18 protein-coding genes are annotated in these 14,595 nt (G+C 68.6%); 8 read left to right on the forward strand and 10 right to left on the reverse strand.

Annotated elements, in window-relative coordinates; all coding sequences use genetic code 11:
* The first annotated feature begins 22 nt into the window (after positions 1 to 22).
* Positions 23 to 1,096, forward strand: coding sequence for an iron transporter (locus DU484_RS14230; RefSeq protein WP_114586620.1), 1,074 nt, complete (start codon positions 23 to 25; stop codon positions 1,094 to 1,096).
* Positions 1,097 to 1,216: 120 nt separating this feature from the next.
* On the forward strand, positions 1,217 to 2,161 hold the full coding sequence (artA, locus tag DU484_RS14235; RefSeq protein WP_114586621.1) for an archaeosortase A: 945 nt from the start codon (positions 1,217 to 1,219) through the stop codon (positions 2,159 to 2,161).
* Positions 2,162 to 2,252: 91 nt separating this feature from the next.
* Here the strand turns inward: artA and dph5 are convergent, their stop codons facing one another.
* On the reverse strand, positions 2,253 to 3,044 hold the full coding sequence (dph5, locus tag DU484_RS14240) for a diphthine synthase (RefSeq protein ID WP_114606269.1): 792 nt from the start codon (positions 3,042 to 3,044) through the stop codon (positions 2,253 to 2,255).
* Positions 3,045 to 3,071: 27 nt separating this feature from the next.
* Positions 3,072 to 3,227, reverse strand: a complete 156-nt coding sequence (locus DU484_RS20060; RefSeq protein ID WP_187347710.1) for a DUF7563 family protein — start codon at positions 3,225 to 3,227, stop codon at positions 3,072 to 3,074.
* Positions 3,228 to 3,321: 94 nt separating this feature from the next.
* Between DU484_RS20060 and DU484_RS14245 the strand changes: the two genes are divergently transcribed.
* Both DU484_RS14245 and DU484_RS14250 read left to right on the forward strand, forming a co-directional pair.
* Positions 3,322 to 3,759 carry a universal stress protein gene (locus DU484_RS14245; protein WP_114586623.1) on the forward strand — a complete coding sequence of 146 codons (438 nt, stop codon included), beginning with the start codon at positions 3,322 to 3,324 and terminating at the stop codon, positions 3,757 to 3,759.
* Between the two features lie 196 nt (positions 3,760 to 3,955).
* On the forward strand, positions 3,956 to 4,981 hold the full coding sequence (locus DU484_RS14250; RefSeq protein ID WP_157969577.1) for a hypothetical protein: 1,026 nt from the start codon (positions 3,956 to 3,958) through the stop codon (positions 4,979 to 4,981).
* Positions 4,982 to 5,058: 77 nt separating this feature from the next.
* Here DU484_RS14250 and DU484_RS14255 read toward each other — a convergent pair whose 3' ends face one another.
* Entirely contained in the window at positions 5,059 to 7,329 is a 2,271-nt protein-coding gene (locus DU484_RS14255; RefSeq protein WP_114606271.1) for an NADP-dependent malic enzyme, read from the reverse strand.
* A 75-nt stretch (positions 7,330 to 7,404) separates the two neighbouring features.
* Positions 7,405 to 8,694 (reverse strand): hypothetical protein, encoded by a 1,290-nt coding sequence (locus tag DU484_RS14260; RefSeq protein ID WP_114606272.1) that lies wholly within the window; start codon positions 8,692 to 8,694, stop codon positions 7,405 to 7,407.
* A gap of 285 nt (positions 8,695 to 8,979) precedes the next feature.
* Between DU484_RS14260 and DU484_RS14270 the strand changes: the two genes are divergently transcribed.
* The gene (locus DU484_RS14270; protein WP_114606273.1) at positions 8,980 to 9,327 is read left to right on the forward strand and encodes a nuclear transport factor 2 family protein; all 348 of its coding nucleotides are present in this window, start codon (positions 8,980 to 8,982) and stop codon (positions 9,325 to 9,327) included.
* On the opposite strand, the gene DU484_RS14275 is transcribed toward DU484_RS14270, so the two are convergent.
* Both DU484_RS14275 and DU484_RS14280 read right to left on the reverse strand, forming a co-directional pair.
* Positions 9,324 to 9,599 (reverse strand): HalOD1 output domain-containing protein, encoded by a 276-nt coding sequence (locus DU484_RS14275; protein ID WP_222844854.1) that lies wholly within the window; start codon positions 9,597 to 9,599, stop codon positions 9,324 to 9,326. The genes DU484_RS14270 and DU484_RS14275 overlap by 4 nt on opposite strands.
* A 188-nt stretch (positions 9,600 to 9,787) precedes the next feature.
* On the reverse strand, positions 9,788 to 10,201 hold the full coding sequence (locus DU484_RS14280) for a VOC family protein (protein WP_114586629.1): 414 nt from the start codon (positions 10,199 to 10,201) through the stop codon (positions 9,788 to 9,790).
* A gap of 90 nt (positions 10,202 to 10,291) precedes the next feature.
* Between DU484_RS14280 and DU484_RS14285 the strand changes: the two genes are divergently transcribed.
* Positions 10,292 to 10,798 (forward strand): universal stress protein, encoded by a 507-nt coding sequence (locus tag DU484_RS14285; protein WP_114606274.1) that lies wholly within the window; start codon positions 10,292 to 10,294, stop codon positions 10,796 to 10,798.
* A gap of 86 nt (positions 10,799 to 10,884) precedes the next feature.
* Positions 10,885 to 11,049, forward strand: coding sequence for a ribbon-helix-helix domain-containing protein (locus DU484_RS14290; protein WP_114586631.1), 165 nt, complete (start codon positions 10,885 to 10,887; stop codon positions 11,047 to 11,049).
* Between the two features lie 104 nt (positions 11,050 to 11,153).
* Here DU484_RS14290 and DU484_RS14295 read toward each other — a convergent pair whose 3' ends face one another.
* On the reverse strand, positions 11,154 to 11,510 hold the full coding sequence (locus tag DU484_RS14295; RefSeq protein WP_114586632.1) for a DUF555 domain-containing protein: 357 nt from the start codon (positions 11,508 to 11,510) through the stop codon (positions 11,154 to 11,156).
* 153 nt (positions 11,511 to 11,663) lie between these two features.
* Between DU484_RS14295 and DU484_RS14300 the strand changes: the two genes are divergently transcribed.
* Positions 11,664 to 12,236 (forward strand): DUF7344 domain-containing protein, encoded by a 573-nt coding sequence (locus DU484_RS14300; RefSeq protein ID WP_114606275.1) that lies wholly within the window; start codon positions 11,664 to 11,666, stop codon positions 12,234 to 12,236.
* Here DU484_RS14300 and DU484_RS14305 read toward each other — a convergent pair.
* The 3 genes from DU484_RS14305 to DU484_RS14315 all read right to left on the reverse strand — a co-directional run bounded on the left by DU484_RS14305 (position 12,220) and on the right by DU484_RS14315 (position 14,569).
* Entirely contained in the window at positions 12,220 to 12,795 is a 576-nt protein-coding gene (locus DU484_RS14305; protein ID WP_114586633.1) for a hypothetical protein, read from the reverse strand. The two genes, DU484_RS14300 and DU484_RS14305, sit on opposite strands and share 17 nt — an antisense overlap.
* The gene (locus DU484_RS14310) at positions 12,788 to 13,894 is read right to left on the reverse strand and encodes a DUF3179 domain-containing protein (protein ID WP_114606276.1); all 1,107 of its coding nucleotides are present in this window, start codon (positions 13,892 to 13,894) and stop codon (positions 12,788 to 12,790) included. The genes DU484_RS14305 and DU484_RS14310 overlap by 8 nt, the downstream gene beginning before the upstream one ends.
* A 63-nt stretch (positions 13,895 to 13,957) precedes the next feature.
* Positions 13,958 to 14,569 (reverse strand): ferritin family protein, encoded by a 612-nt coding sequence (locus tag DU484_RS14315; protein WP_114606277.1) that lies wholly within the window; start codon positions 14,567 to 14,569, stop codon positions 13,958 to 13,960.
* Positions 14,570 to 14,595 lie beyond the last annotated feature (26 nt).

The following is a 14,595-nucleotide window of genomic DNA, read 5'->3' on the forward strand; positions in this document are numbered from 1 at the left end:
GCGGCGAGTCCCGAGTGAGGGTATGAAGCGCCGCGCGCTGCTTCGAGCGGGCGCCCTCGCCGGGTCGCTGTCGCTCGCCGGCTGTTCCAGCCTGATCGAGACGCGGACGGTGGGCGTACCGCCGATTCCCGAGAACCGCCCGGACGGCATCTACCACCCGAGCCACGTCGAGGGGATGGCGATGGCGGGCACAGCGACGAGCGGCGACTACGCGGTCGGTCTCTTCTACAGCTACCCTCACCGGTTCTGGAACGTCAACGGCGACTCCACCTCGCTGACCGACATCGAGAGCGACGACGCCGTTCACCTGATGGCGAGCGTCTGGGACCCCGAGACGGAGACGGTCCTCCCCGAGACCGGCCTGTCGCTCGAAATCGGCCGCGACGGCTCGCTCGTCTCGCAGGAGGCCATCTACCCCATGCTCTCCCAGCCCATGGGCTTTCACTACGGCGCGAACTTCGGGCTGGAGGGCGACGGCACCTACACGGTTCGGCTGAGCGTCGGCGCGGTGTCGACCCGTCGGACCGGCGCCTTCGTCGACCGGTTCGACGACCCGGTGACCGTCGAGATTCCGTTCGAGTACAGCGAGGCGGCGAAAAACGAGATTCCGTTCGAGCGGTTCGACGAGGAGGCGGCCACGCCGGGCGCCGTCGATCCGATGTCGATGGACATGCTCCCGAACGCCTTCGCCCCCCTCGAATCCAACCTGCCGGGGACGGTGCTGGGGTCGGACACGAGCAACGACGCCCGACTCGTCGTGGCCGCGCTGGAGTCGCCCCCTGAGGGGATTGCGGGAGACGGCACCTACCTCGCCGTCTCGGCGCGCACGCGCTACAATCGGATGGTGATCCCGGCGATGGGGCTGTCGGGAACGCTCACCCGAGACGGCGGGACGGTCTACGACGGATCGTTCGACCGGACGCTCGACCCCGACATCGGCTACCACTACGGCGCCGTCGTCGACGGCGTCGAGTCGGGCGACTCGCTCACGCTGTCGGTCGACGTCCAGCCCCAGACGGCGCGCCACGAGGGGTACGAGACGGCCTTCGGCGGCCTCATGGGCGGCATGCCGGACGTGACGATCAACGTTCCCTGATACCGTCGGCCGTAACTGTGTCACGAGATGCGCCATCCTCGGGTGGCGCATCTCGTGATTGACTTACAGCCGACAGTATGAACGACAAGGAATTTATCGGTCCGGGTCGTTACTCCGTCCATGGCTGGCCCTCTCACCGACGCTCTCGCGTGGCTCGTCGTCGGTCTTTTCCTCGCCGGGACGGTCCTTCGGTGGCGGACGAGCGATCACTCGCGGACGGTGATGGTCTCCGCGTGGGGCGTCTTCGCCCTCTTCTGGGCGGCGCTCGTCCCCCACTTCGCGTTCGTCCAGAAGAGCTTCGTCGAGGGCTTCCTCTCGCTCGCGGCCGTCCCCGCCTCGCTGTACGTGGGCTACCTGCTGTATCAGGGCCGTGACTCCCTTTTCGTCCTCTCGCGGGCCGTCGCCGTCATGGGTGTCGTCTACCTCCCCTTCGAGACGATTCCGGCGCTCACGGTCGGTGGTCTCTCCCTTCCCGCCCCCCGTCACGTCCTCATCTCCCACACGACGGCCCAGACGGAGTGGGCGATGGAGTTACTCGGCTACACCCCGACGCTCGTCGAGGGGGATCAGGGCTATCTCAACACGTTCAAATTCGTCACCGACGGCGGGCATATCATCCTGTTTTCCATCATCCTCGCCTGTACGGGGCTGGGAAGCATCGCCATCTTCGTCGGCCTGATCGCCGCCGTCGAGGCGCCGCTGGGCCGGAAGCTCCGCGCGCTCGCCATCGCCGTCCCCATCATCTACGTGCTCAACATCGCGCGGACGACGTTCATCGGCATCGTGTTCGGCAAGCAGTACATGCAGTGGTTCGTCGACGAAGTCCTCTTCCTGTTCGGCGGCACCGACCCCTACAAGGTCTCCTTTTACCTCTCGGATCGGGTGATCAGTCAGATGCTCGCGGTCGTCGCCCTCGTCGGCGTCACCTACCTCGTGGTTCGGGAACTGCCCGAACTCCTCACCATCGTCGAGGACGTCCTCTACATCGTCACGCGCGAGGAGTACGACCTCCGCGAGGCGCTCGACCTGCCCGAACAGGGCGAACTCGGTCCGGGTGCCGACTGACATGGACGGCGCCGATCGGTTCATGCTCTGGGGCGTCCTGGTGCTTCTGCTCGGGCTCCTCGCCGGCGTCGTCGTCGCGCTCCTGCTCTGATCACTCGGGCAGCAGGTCGGCCGGCGCGCCCCCGAGCGTCCGGAGCGCGTCCGCCTCGACGTGGTGGAGGTCCCCGGGGAGCACCAGCAGGTGGAGCGGGTCGCCGAACTCGCGGTCCGCGAGTGCCGAGAGGCGGTCCGCGACGACGACGGGGTCGGGGCTTCCCGCACGGGCGACGGCGACGGCGAGGCGGTCGGGCCACTCCTCGGCGAGGAGTCCGGCGGCGACGTCTGCGGTCATGTACGTCTCGCCAGCCTCGGTCCCGCGGCCGTCGTCGATCTTGATGTCGAGGTAGACGAGGGTGTGGAGGCCGCGTTCGCGGTTGGCCGCGACGCTCTCGACGACCGACGCGGGCACCCCGTCTCCCCCGTGGGCCCGCGGGAAGGGGAGGGTGACCGCCTTGCCGAAGCGGTAGTTCTGGAGGCCGGTGAGACCGCTCGCGGCCTGTGCGGCGGAGACGCCGTGGATCACGCGGGTATCGATCCCCCGTTCCATCGCCCGCAGTCGGAGGTCGACGTGGGTCGTCGAGATCATGGTGTCGCCGGCGGTGAGGAAGACGACGGACTCGTCTTCGGCGGCGTCGAGGATCGGTTCGGGACGTTGCTCGACGCCCGCGCGGTCACGGACCTCGATGTCGACGTCGTGGTGGGCTTCGAGGGCGTCGACGCTCGTGCCGACGAGGCGACTGGTGTAGAATTCGGCGAACACGCGGTCGGCCGCGCGGAGGGCGTCGCGCCCCTCGACCGTGATCGACCGCTCGTCGTAGAGACCCAGACCGACGAAAGTGAGCATACCGGCCGTGGGGCGCGTGGAGGTAAATCAGGTGCGTCTCGCGCGCGCCTGTCGCACGTCCGCGCCGTCGCGGACGAGGTCCTCGCAGTTCGGACAGACGCGCGGTTCGGTCATGCCGCTCGGGGCGAACACTCGGACGTAGTCGTCAGTGACGAACGAGCCACAGTTCTGACAGCTCGGCATACGTGCACACGAGCGCGGGGGATCGATATGTACGTTACGGCCACCCACACCACGGCCGTAGCGTTTGAAGTGCCCCGAGGGCGAACGATCGGTCATGTACGACGCGATACTCGTCCCGACGGACGGGAGCGAGGGGGTCGACCGGACGCTCGAACACGCCGTGGAGATGGCGCGACGGTACGACGCCACGATCCACGCGCTGTACGTCGTCGACCGGCGGTTCGAACTCGCGGCCGACGAGGACCGCGAGGACCTGGTCGAACGGTTGACCGATCGGGGCGAGGCGGCCGTCGCCGCCGTCGCCGAGGCGGCCGAAGACGCCGGCGTCGACGCCGTCACGGGCGTCCGCGAGGGCATCCCCTACAAGACCATCCTCGAGTACGCGGCCGAGGCCGACGTCGACGTCATCGCCATGGGTACCCACGGCCGGACCGGCCGTGACCGCCTCGCACACCTGGGCAGCGTCACCGACCGCGTCGTCGAGAACGCGGCCGTCCCGGTGTTCGTCGTCAACATCGGCGACGGGGACTGAGCCGGACCGTGTTCCGGTGTCTCGCCGTCCAGTTCCGACAGTACACCGGGACCGACTTTGGGCGAGTCGATACCGTCGACGCCCGCAGTCGCCGACCACGTCGCGTGCGAGTGGGGGCGCAGTCGACGTGGCGAACGGGGTCGAACGGGCAACCGCCACGTATCGCTCCAAGCTGAGCCGTTCGGCCAAGAGACACATGGCACACTGGAGCGCATCCGACTGGTCGCTGCCCTGGCCGTCGGTGGTCGTGGGCTTTCTCCTCCTGGCGGTGCCACCGCTCGTCCTCTTCGGGTTCGGCGTCTGGGGAACCCTGCTACCACGGGGAGTCGCGTTGCTGAGTCCGGTCCTCGCCGCGGGGGCCCTCGCAGTCGGGGCCGGAATCAGATGTGAGTGGTGGGAGCTACGCCGCGTGATCCACCAAGGAGCTGTCGTCGTCGACGGGGCGCGCTGGAACCTCGTGGCCGTCGGCGGGGGCACGCTTGTCACCTTCGCCGGCGTCACGGCGTTCGGACTCTCCCCGATCGTGTCGGCTAGCCTCGTCGGTGTCGCCGCCGCCGTCGGCACCCGGCGCGTGGCCGTCCCGGTGTACTGTGGCGCGTTCGTCGGGATGACGTCGCCGGAGGTGTTCGGGTCGTACTGGCAGGTCACCCTCGCCGCAGTGCTGGCCGGGCTGCTGTTCACCGTCGCTCATCCGGTGTTTCATGGCCTGGGTGGCAAACTGGGAACGACCGCGTTCGTCGGCGTGTCGCTGGTCGCGGTACCGACCGCCGACTCGTTCGAGCGCGGTGCGCTCCCCGGCGAGTCGGTCGTCGTCTCCGTGATCGGGGTCGCCGCGCTCGCTGCCGTCGCCACCTTCACGATCCACACTCGTTCGGCCGCCAGCCCCGTACTGGCCTCCGGACTCGTGGGTGCGGTCGGCGGGGTCTTGCTCCCGACGGGGTTCGGTCCCCCGGGAAGGCTGCTCGCCGCGGCCACGTACTCCGCGTCGTTCGCCGGGATGACGAATCCCAGACGTATCCCGAACGAGTGGTGGATCGGGATCACCGGCATCGGTGTCGGTCTGGTCGTCGTGTACACGTTGCCCTTCGTCGGCGGCTCGGGCGGGAAACTGGGGACGATTGCCTTCGGATCGTGTCTGGGTATCCACGGCACCCTCCGACTGGTCGACCTCTTCCAGTTGACCCGCCGGGGGTATCGGGCGCCGGAGGAGGAGACGACCTGAACCGGGGGATCGCGAGGCAGTCCCGGCGATTCGCCGAAACGGTCCGGCACCGGGGCCGCCCGTCCCGCCGAGCGACGCTACGCCCCGCCGTCCCGCTCCTGAGCGTCGACGACGGCGACGCCCGCGAGGTTGACGATGTCTTTCACCTCGTCGCCCCGCTGGAGGACGTGGACCGGCTTGTCCATGCCCACCAGCATCGGCCCGATGGCGTCCGCGCCGCCGAGTCGCTGGAGCAGTTTGTACCCGATGTTCCCCGCCTCCAGATTCGGGAAGATCAACACGTTCGCCGGCTCCGCCAGGTCCGCGAAGTCGTAGGTGCCCTCCAGAATGTCCTCGACCACCGCGGTGTCGGCCTGCATCTCGCCGTCGACCGGGAAATCGACCTCGGGGTCCTCGCGGAGCATCTCGGCGGCCCGTCGGGGCTTGCGCGTCCCCGCGTTGTCGACGCTCCCGAAGTTGGAGTACGAGAGGAAGGCCGCGCGCGGGTCGACGTTGAACCGGCGGGCGAGTTCGCCCGTGTGGCGCCCGATTTCGGCCAACTCGGCCGCACCGGGGTCCTGATTGACCGTCGTGTCGGCGACGAAGATCACGCGGTTCTTGAACGTGAGCATGTAGACGCCGGCGGCGTACTCCGCGTCCTCGGCGGTGCCGACGATCTGGAGCGGCGGCCGCAGCGCGGACGGGTAGTGGTGGGTGAGACCCGTGAGGAGGGCGTCGGCGTCGCCCATCGCCACCATCACGCTCCCGAAGTAGTCCGTATCGGTGCGGACGAGGTCCTCGGCCTCGACGCGGGTGATGCCCTTGCGCCGCCGCGCCTCGTAGAGGTGGTCGGCGTAGGCGTCGAGGCGGTCGGCGGCCGCGGGGTCGACTACCTCGGGGTCGAAATCGAGGCCCAGATCGGCCACGCGCCGCTCGATGACCTCGCGGTCGCCCAGCAGGACGGGACGGGCGATGCCCTCCTCGACCATCTGCGACGCCGCGCGGATGGTCTTCGCGTTCGTCCCCTCCGCGAGTGCGACGCGCTTGGGGTCGGTCTTGGCCTTGTTGAGGACGATCCGCATCATCTCGCGGTCCTTGCCGAGGCGTGCCTCCAGTTCCTCGACGTAGGCGTCGAGGTCGCGGTCGAGGCGGGCGACGCCGCTCTCGACGGCCGCCTCGGCGACGGCGGGTGCTACCTGGAACAGGACCCGTGGGTCGAGCGCCTTCGGGATGAGATACTCGGGGCCGTACCGGAGCGGTTCGTCGCCGTAGGCCTTCGCCACCGCGTCGGGTACGTCCTGTCGCGCGAGGTCCGCGAGCGCGCGGGCGGCGGCGACTTTCATCTCCTCGTTGATCTCCGTCGCCCGCACGTCGAGTGCCCCCCGGAAGATGAAGGGGAAACAGAGGACGTTGTTCACCTGATTCGGGAAATCGGAACGCCCCGTCGCGGCGATGACGGTGTCGTCGCGAGCGTCCCTTGCCTCGTGGTAGCCGATTTCGGGGGTCGGGTTCGCCATCGCGAAGACGACGGGGTTTTGGGCCATCGAGCGCACCATGTCCCCATCGACGAGGTCCCCGACGGCGAGGCCGACGAACACGTCGGCGCCGTCCATGGCGTCGGCCAGGTCGCCCGCTGGGCGGTCCTGTGCGAACGCGGCCTTGTAGTCGTTGACCTCGCCCGCGTCGGCGCGGGCCGTCGTGACGATGCCCTCGCTGTCGACGAGGGTGACGTTCTCGCGGGGGACGCCGAGCGAGACGTAGAAGTCCGCGGTGGCGATGGCGCTCGCGCCGGCGCCGGCGAAGGTGACCTCCAGATTTTCGAGCTCCTTGTCCACGATGTCGACGGCGTTGAGCAGGGCGGCGCCGGAGACGATGGCGGTGCCGTGCTGGTCGTCGTGGTAGACCGGAATCGACATCCGCTCGCGCAGTCGCTCCTCGATGTCGAAACACTCCGGCGCCTTGATGTCCTCGACGTGGATGCCGCCGAAGGAGGGTTCGGTCAGGGAGACGGCTTCGACGATGGCGTCGGGGTCGTCGGTGTCGAGTTCGAAGTCGAAGACGTCGATGTCGGCGAAGCGCTTGAGCAGGACGCCCTTCCCCTCGATGACGGGTTTGGAGGCCTGCGCACCGATGTCGCCGAGGCCGAGGACGGCCGAGCCGTTCGACACCATGCCGACGAGGTTCCCCTTCGAGGTGTAGGTGTAGGCGTCGGTCGGGTCGTCGGCGATGGCGCGACAGGGCGCGGCGACGCCGGGTGAGTACGCGAGGCTCAGGTCGCGTTGTGTGCTGGTCGGTTTGGTCGTCTCGATGGCGACTTTCCCCGGCGGGTCGCGCCGGTGGTAGTCGAGGGCGTCTTCGTCGAGTCCCATACGCCCGTCACGGCACGTCGTTTGATAAAATGTCCCAGCGCGGCGATAAATTCGTGAGGGATCGCCGCGGTGCCGTCACTCGACCGCGAGCCACGTGCCGCGCAGGTCCGCCGCCCACTCGGGGCGGCGTTCCCACGGCACGTCGGCGGGGAGGGCGGTGATCACGGCCCGGCCGGCGCGGAGGCGGTAGGCGTAGATGGTCGTACCGGCCGCGTCGTAGAAGACGCGCTCCCAGTTACGGCCCGCGAGCGACATGACTCCCTCGGAGCCGACGGGGTCGGTCGACTCCGTCACCGCCTGCGCCGCGTCGACGGAGTCGAACGCCTCCACGTACACCGGAACGGCGTCCCAGGCCGGGCCGACGGTGCCGATCATGAGCGTCACACCCGTCGTGCGGCCGTCGGACTTGACGGGGCCGAACAGGCCGGTCAGAGCGGGTTCGAAGTCGTCGAGTCGTTCGCGGTGGGATTCGCCGTCGACGAGGATGCTCACGCCGTCGTCGCCGTAGGCGTAGAGCCGGTTCAGTTCGGGTTCGTTCGTGTGGTCGCGGAGCGGATGTGGCGTCGAGTGGGGATGGGCGTGCGTGAACGTCCGGTGACCGCTCGGGAACTCGTGGGTGTGTCGGTCGATACCGTCGTCGGCCGTCGAGTCGTCGAGGTCCGGATGTGCCCACGTCACGAAGTCGTCGTCCTCGCTCACGAGCGCGACGATGCGGTCCGACCCGCCCGGCACCAGCATGTCGTACAGCGGGCCGTAGACGGGTCGCCGAGACAGTTCGTTGGAGATATACGGGTTCGATATGACCCGCTGATAGAACGACTTCGCCCGCGAGATGGCGGTGTTCTGGAACTCCCGGTCGTCCCGGGAGACGCCGCGCTCCAGGTCACGGACGTAGACGTTGTTTCCCGTCCGGAGCGCCGGATCGACCGCGAAGTGGTCGACGAGGTTCGCCTGCACGAACTCGGCGAGGTCCGTCGTCGCCGTTCGGAGCGCCGTCACGTCCGATTCGGTCCGGGTTTCGGCGTCCTCTATCTCCGTGAGGACGGTGTAGACGCGATTGACGGCGATCCGAAACTGGGTGAGCGTCGTGTCGTACTCCGAGCGGAACCACTCGAACTCCGAGAGGACGTTCGTCGTCGCGGCGGCCATGTCGGCGTTGGCGACGGGCGTCGGCGTCGGCGTCTCGGTTGCCGTCGCCGTCGGTTCGCCCGTCGTGGGTTCGGGGGTGGCCGTGGCCGTTGGGTCGGCGCCACCGGTCGATCCACTCCCCGCCTGTGTCCCGTCGGTGCCGCCGAAGCAGCCACCGAGGAGGTTCGACTGGGCGAGTGCGACTGTCGCGAGGACGCCCCGTCGCGTGAAAGACATTCGGTGCAGTCGAGACGCGGCGGACAATTAGCGCTTGTGGCCGCGCTCTCGACGGTGATAATTCCGGCTCGACCGAGCGTTACGCTCTTGACCCGGGGTGTCGTAGCCCGGTGTATGAACCTGCCATCGACGACGACACCGGACGGACTGTTCGAGTACCTGATGGCGCTGATTCTGCTCGCTGCGGTGCTCGGGTACGCCGTCCTCTACTTCGGCGGTTAGGCGCCACGAGCCGTCGGTCCGGGCAACGTTCATGACGGTGGGGGCGAATACGAAGGTGGATCAATGACGACCGAAGACGTACTCGACCACCACCTCGACGCGTTCACCGGACAGGACTTAGACGAGTGTCTCGCCGACTACACCGACGACTCCGTCATCATCACCAACATGGGCACCTTCCGGGGCCTCGACGAAATCGAGGACCTGTTCGCCGGGCTGTTCGAGGAGTTCTCCCAGGAGGGCTCGACGATCGAACTCGACCAGAAGGAAATCGAAGGCGAGTACGCCTACATCGTCTGGCACGGGGAGACGCCGGACAACGACTACGAGTTCTGTACCGACACGTTCGTGGTCGAGGACGGCGCCATCACCCAGCAGACGTTCGCCGGAAAGGTCGAACCGAAGGCCTAGGGCCGAACGAACACGTGGCCGTCGCCGTGGACGGTCACCACGGCCGATTCGACGTCGAACGTGACCGTCACCGTGGTTTCGGGACCGGCGACGATGGCGTCGAGCGCGTCGGGGTCGACGTAGTCGAAGAGAGGACCGGTTTCCACATCGAGTGCCATCTCCAGAATCACGGCGACGGCGACGCTAGGGGCGAGACCGTCGCGACCGAATCGCATCGTGTAGGCGTCGTGGTCGTCGTCCCAGACCACGCCCCAAGCGTTGCCGTCGGTCATCGGGTCACTCTCCGTGGAGATTCAGTGCCGTCTCCGAACGCGGGGACTGGGACCGGCGAGTCGACTCGTCGCGGGAGCGGCACGATGGTGGGTTCGAGCATACTGAATCGGGACCGGATCGCTCGTATCGTTTTGTGTTGTCGTGTCGGACAAAAAGGCCTTTCCTTTGTCTCCGGCTCGGTGGCCACTCACGGCTCCAGTACCTCGATCAGGGTCCCATCCGGGTCGCGGACGAACAGGATTCGCGTCCCGCTCTCGGTCGTTCGGGGCTCGCTTATCGTCTCGACGCCCGGATCGAGGTCGGCGTAGAAGGCGTCCAGGTCGTCGACGGCGAGGCCCAGATGCGTCGCACCGGGCTGGTTCACGTCGGATTCGGACGCCGCGGGCCCCGCGGGGTCGTACTCGACGAGTTCGATCCGGGCTCCGTCGAGGACGAAGTGGGCGAACCGCCCCGTCGCGCCCTCGACACCGACGCCGGCGGCGAACGCCGCCCCGGAGACGGCGAAGCGCTCGACCGAATCCAGGCCGAAGGTGTCGCGGTAGAACTCGACCGCACGGTCGAGGTCGGTCACGGTGACGCCGAAGTGGTGTGGTCGGATCACGTCACCCCGGCGGACGGCCGGCGGCAAAGCCGTGTCGGTCCGACCGCAACTGGGCCGAGGGCTTACGGCGCTGGCCCGCCTCGTCCGCGTATGACCTTCGTGGTGCCGTTCGACGGGTCGGAGCTCGCGGAAGCCGCGCTGGTGCGTGCCGTCGAGTTCGCGGCCGTCCTCGACGAACGGGTCGTCACGGTCAGCGCGATTCCCGAGGGGAACGCGTCGTACGCCCGGGAGCGCGGCTGGCTCGACCCGGGCGAGGAGTTCGACCTCGAGTCGGTGGTGGCGCATCTCCACGAGGCGGTGACCGCACACGCCCCAGCAGCGGAGTTTCGGTACGAAGTCGTCGGCCGGCGGGCACCCCCGGGGACGATTGCGACCCGCCTCCGCGAACGGGCCCGGGCCGAGGACGCGTCGATGGTGTTCGTCGGCAGCGAGAACGCCGGCCGGCTCGTCTCCTCGTTGGGTAGCGTCGGCGAAACCGTCGCCACCGACGACGCGTACGACGTGGTGATCGTCCGGCACCGGACGCCGTCGAAAATCGAGCGCGTCGACGACGCTTCGCCGTTTCGAGGGGCAAAATCCGACTTCTACGAGGGGTGAGCACGCCGCGCCGTCGTGGAGTCACACGCGCGCCGGACGGTCGTCTGACGGAGCTATTTGTAGGTCTCCCGCGTGGAATCAACTCCATGGACGAGGGAGACGGACTCGCGGAGATGGAGACAGTGACCATCGAACTGGACGCGGAGACGCTCGACGAAGTCGACGACATCGCCTTCGCCGACCATCGGGAGAACCGAGCCGCGGCGATCAGGACCCTGCTCGACGAGTGGCTGAAGACGAAAGGCGAGTGATACGGATTGTTGTAACCGTGTACCGGTGGTTCGCCAAGACGGTCCGGCGAACCACCAGTACTGACTTACAACAAACAGTATGAGCGGGGGCACCCCGGCGACGGTCAGTCCTCCTCGGCCTCGGTTTCGACGACTTCGATGACCGACAGGGGCACGTCGCGGAGGGCGCCGCCGACTTCGCTTTTCGCGATGCGGGTGGCGTGGTTCTCGCCGTCGGCGTTGAACACCTCGATTTCGAGGAGGAGGCCGACGAGGGCGGTGTTGGCGGCGATGAACGCCGAATCGAAGGGTTCGCCACAGGCCGGACACGGGGTAACGCCCACCTCGACTTCGACGTACTCCTTGTCCTGTTCGTTGAGACGTTTGCCCGCTTCGCTGACCGCGACGCCGATGGCGTCGTCGACGTCCTCGACATCACGAACCAACCAGGCCGCCTCCATGGCGACGAGATAGTTGCTCATACGATCCGCACGCCGTCGAGTGCCTCGTGTCTTGTGGTTCGCCGGCGCGGGGTGTATCAGATCGGATAACTCGGCCACGAAGTTTAATACCCTGGTAGCGAGCCTATCTGTATCCACGGAGCGATGAGTAAACAGAGGGGGACCGCGCCGGCGATGGATGAGAACACGTCGGACGAGCCGACGGATCGTCCCGCCGCGCCGACGGAGCAGGAAGTGTTCGATATCCTGTCGAATCGACGGCGTCGGTACGCACTGTACGCGCTGTTGAACGACGACACGACGACCATCGGGTCACTCGCCGAACGGATCGCAGCCTGGGAGAACGACTGCACCGTCGACGAGGTGACCTCGACGGAGCGAAAGCGCGTCTACACGGCGCTTCAGCAGTCACACCTGCCGAAGCTGGAGCGAACGGGACTGGTCAGCTTCGACCGCGAAACCGGCCGAGTTCATCCCACCGACACCGTCGACGAGATGGACATCTACCTCGAAGTCGTCAGCGAGGAGCAGCTGTCGTGGGATCAGTACTATCTGGGCCTCTCGGCGGTGGCGGTCGGTATCGTCGTCGCCATCTGGCTCGGTCTCCCGCCGTTTCGCGCCCTCTCGCCGCTGCTCTGGATGACGTTCGTCGTGGGGCTGTTCGCCGTCTCCGCGGCCATCCACAACTACCGGTCTGCGAACCTCGACGCCGCCAGCGAGCCGCCGGAAGTCAGCCGTCGGTCCTGACCGCGTTCGTGTCGGCCGACCGGGCGACGAGAAGTAGGCCGCCGAGGAGCAACAGCGCCGTCAGCGGCGTCGCGTAGCCGAAGACGGTCAGGAGCGTCCCCGTCGCCCCGACGCCGAGGGCGAAGAGGACGGCCGGCCCGCAACAGGTCGCCCCCGTGAGGAGGGCGGGGACCCCCGCCAGCAGGCCGGCCGAACTCTCGACGCCACAGGCGGCGGGCGAGCGCCACACCGCGACGGCGACGGCGAGGTTGGCGCCCACCAGCGCCGCCAGGACGAGCGCCACGGCCACGTCGAGGGGGGAGAGGAGCACGACGAGTGGCTCGGCGACGACCCGCGCGACGGGCTCGAACGAGAACGGCCGGGTCTGACGGAACGCGCGCGCCACCGGGTCGTCGACGACCAGCACGGACCACCCTCGGCCGCCGACGGCGAGGTGGCCGATGGTGCCGAGATAGAGCAGTGGGTAGCCGAGGACGCCGAGCAGGAACGCCGCTCGCCCGTCGCGACGGCGGAGGGCGGCGCGGACGGTCCACGCCGCCCGGCGGAGGCGCTTACGCATGGAGGGTCGTCTCCGGGTAGAAGCCCGCCCACGCGAACCACATCGCCTCGATGGCGTGGCGCCGCTCGAAAGGGAGCGCGTCGGGGGCGTACCGCTCGCCGTCGACGCGGACGGCGTCCGTCGCCGACTCGACGGTCGCGTCGGCCGGGACGCGGTAGGCGTGGCCGGCGTCGAGGACGGGGTCGTGGACGAACGCGAGTCGATCGTCGCCGATCGTCGCGTCGACGACGCCCCGTGTTCGGAGCCGATCCATCGAGACGGCCGTCGCGCCCGCGTCGGTGCGGACGCCGACGACGACGGTCTTGGTTCCGAGGCGGTCGTCGGTCGCGAGCGGATCGAACATGGTCGACTCCCGGTTGTAGTACCCGCGCACCGTCGGGGCGTAGGAGCCGTAGGGATCGATGCCGTAGTTGCGGGCGTAGCCGGTGTCCTCCGACAGCACGGCGGTGTCGGGGTAGCGCCGTCGCCACCGGCCCCACGTGGTCCAGACCACCTCGAACTCACGGAGGGCGCGCCCTTCGAGCGGTCCCTCGACGGCCGTCGCGAGCACCTGCGGCCACCGACTATCGGTCGCCCGGTCGTACATCACGAGGTTGCTGTTGACGAGGGTGCCCGAGACGCCGAAGGTGGTTTCCCCGCGTTCGAACCCCAGCACCGTCCCCGTGAGCGGGCAGTAGGTGACGCTGACCGAGACGCCGTCCAGCCGGTCGTTGACGATTTCGTGGTGGACGAGGATGCGCTGTGGATAGGCCCGCACGTCGTCGCCGCGGACGACGCCGAACACGATCTCGCCGTCGTCGAGGGCGGCGACCGACGCGTCGAGAAACGACGGCTCGTCGATGGAGGGGATGCCGTCCTTGGTCACGCCGCCGGAGACCGTCGCATTGCGGAGGCGGGACGCCTCGTACGCCACGTACGGGGCGTGGTCCGCCGCCGGCGGGCCGTCGGCGTCGGAAGCAGTCGGCGACGACGCGGGTGACGATCCCGTCGATTCGGACGATCCGGCCGACCCCGACGTGCCGCCGAGACATCCCGCCAGCGCGCCGACGACACCCACGCCGAGTGCCAGCGCTCCACGCCGCGTGTGTCGTGATTTCATACCACATCTGAGGTCGCCAGCGCGAAAAAAGGTACCACGGCAGTGCGCGGCGCGTACACAGCGTCACGCGTCCCGCAGGGCGTCCCGGAGGTCGTCGGCCGCGAGGCGGATCGTGTAGCCCGCGACGGCCTCGGCGGCCGCCCAGTCGTCGCCCTCGGCCCGTTCGTCGAGCGTCGCGAGACCGTCGTCGAGACAGGCGGCCGTCTCCGCCCGGAGGTCCCGAAAGAGGTCGGCCCGGTCGCGGTCGTCGGCGGCGGCGAAGAAGTCGATCAGCCGTTCGTGGGTGCGCAGGCTGACGAGCGTCCGCCCGACCATCCCGCCCGCGACCTGCTGGATCGGGTCCTCGCGACCCCGGAGGTAGGCGTGCATCGGCCCGGCGCGTTCGGCGTCGTGATCGGCGGGGTCGGCCATCGCGGCCCGGACCCGTCGGAAGTGGTCGGCCTCCTGGTCCGCCACCCCGGCGAACGTCTCGCGGAGGGCGGGGTTGGCCGCGGCGTCGGCCCACTCGCGAAACGTCTCGCGGGCGGCGTACTCGCTGTCCGCGGCCGCCCGCAACAGCGCCGCGGGGTCGGGGTCGCCGCCCGAGAGCGCCACCAGGAGGTCGGGGGAGCCGAGGAGGGAAAGCCCGTCGGCGTGTTCGGCTTCGACCGCCGCCCGGAGGCCATCGGCGTCCATGCGCGCGGATACGGACGGGGTCGATT

This window comes from Haloplanus rubicundus, from assembly GCF_003342675.1.
In the GTDB taxonomy this organism is placed as follows: Archaea; Halobacteriota; Halobacteria; order Halobacteriales; family Haloferacaceae; genus Haloplanus; species Haloplanus rubicundus.

What these genes read in the sequence shown, in the direction of transcription:
- DU484_RS20060 (WP_187347710.1), bottom strand. Translation starts at nt 3,227, where the DNA reads ATGCCGAGCTGTCAGAACTGTGGCTCGTTCGTCACTGACGACTACGTC.
- dph5 (WP_114606269.1), bottom strand. Translation starts at nt 3,044, where the DNA reads ATGCTCACTTTCGTCGGTCTGGGTCTCTACGACGAGCGGTCGATCACG.
- DU484_RS14295 (WP_114586632.1), bottom strand. Translation starts at nt 11,510, where the DNA reads ATGAGCAACTATCTCGTCGCCATGGAGGCGGCCTGGTTGGTTCGTGAT.
- DU484_RS14255 (WP_114606271.1), bottom strand. Translation starts at nt 7,329, where the DNA reads ATGGGACTCGACGAAGACGCCCTCGACTACCACCGGCGCGACCCGCCG.
- DU484_RS14310 (WP_114606276.1), bottom strand. Translation starts at nt 13,894, where the DNA reads ATGAAATCACGACACACGCGGCGTGGAGCGCTGGCACTCGGCGTGGGT.
- DU484_RS14290 (WP_114586631.1), top strand. Translation starts at nt 10,885, where the DNA reads ATGGACGAGGGAGACGGACTCGCGGAGATGGAGACAGTGACCATCGAA.
- DU484_RS14305 (WP_114586633.1), bottom strand. Translation starts at nt 12,795, where the DNA reads ATGCGTAAGCGCCTCCGCCGGGCGGCGTGGACCGTCCGCGCCGCCCTC.
- artA (WP_114586621.1), top strand. Translation starts at nt 1,217, where the DNA reads ATGGCTGGCCCTCTCACCGACGCTCTCGCGTGGCTCGTCGTCGGTCTT.
- DU484_RS14315 (WP_114606277.1), bottom strand. Translation starts at nt 14,569, where the DNA reads ATGGACGCCGATGGCCTCCGGGCGGCGGTCGAAGCCGAACACGCCGAC.
- DU484_RS14245 (WP_114586623.1), top strand. Translation starts at nt 3,322, where the DNA reads ATGTACGACGCGATACTCGTCCCGACGGACGGGAGCGAGGGGGTCGAC.
- DU484_RS14230 (WP_114586620.1), top strand. Translation starts at nt 23, where the DNA reads ATGAAGCGCCGCGCGCTGCTTCGAGCGGGCGCCCTCGCCGGGTCGCTG.
- DU484_RS14260 (WP_114606272.1), bottom strand. Translation starts at nt 8,694, where the DNA reads ATGTCTTTCACGCGACGGGGCGTCCTCGCGACAGTCGCACTCGCCCAG.
- DU484_RS14275 (WP_222844854.1), bottom strand. Translation starts at nt 9,599, where the DNA reads ATGACCGACGGCAACGCTTGGGGCGTGGTCTGGGACGACGACCACGAC.
- DU484_RS14285 (WP_114606274.1), top strand. Translation starts at nt 10,292, where the DNA reads ATGACCTTCGTGGTGCCGTTCGACGGGTCGGAGCTCGCGGAAGCCGCG.
- DU484_RS14300 (WP_114606275.1), top strand. Translation starts at nt 11,664, where the DNA reads ATGGATGAGAACACGTCGGACGAGCCGACGGATCGTCCCGCCGCGCCG.
- DU484_RS14250 (WP_157969577.1), top strand. Translation starts at nt 3,956, where the DNA reads ATGGCACACTGGAGCGCATCCGACTGGTCGCTGCCCTGGCCGTCGGTG.
- DU484_RS14270 (WP_114606273.1), top strand. Translation starts at nt 8,980, where the DNA reads ATGACGACCGAAGACGTACTCGACCACCACCTCGACGCGTTCACCGGA.